Genomic DNA, 315 nt, shown 5'->3' on the forward strand with positions numbered 1-315 from the left:
CGGGTCCGTCGGCGAGACCCGCTCGGCGGGCATCGGATTCGAGCAGGGCCGGACCGAGAGGCGGTTGCCCGGCGAGCGCGGCGTTGTCCTGCAGTGTTGCAAGGGCTTCGGGACCGCCGGCCACCCGAGGCATCGACGACAGCGGAACAGTCGCGGGCCGGGTCCCTGGGAAAGACACCGTCGATTCGACCGCAAAGATCTGCACCGCAGGCATTCTCGGACGCAGACCGTCGTCTGCGACCACATCCTCGATGGTGTTCGGTCCGACGTCCGGCCCGAACCGCGCGACCGGCACCATTCCCGGCGATGCCGCGA

At 69.8% G+C, this 315-nt stretch carries 1 protein-coding gene; it reads right to left on the minus strand.

Going from position 1 to position 315, the window contains the following annotated elements; translation table 11 throughout:
• Positions 1-298: alpha-(1->3)-arabinofuranosyltransferase domain-containing protein (locus tag IO33_RS48930; protein WP_245236082.1), on the minus strand; the 298-nt coding region annotated here is incomplete at its 3' end.
• Between the last annotated feature and the right edge of the window lie 17 nt (positions 299-315).

Source organism: Streptomyces durhamensis (assembly GCF_000725475.1).
Taxonomy (GTDB): domain Bacteria; phylum Actinomycetota; class Actinomycetes; order Streptomycetales; family Streptomycetaceae; genus Streptomyces; species Streptomyces filipinensis.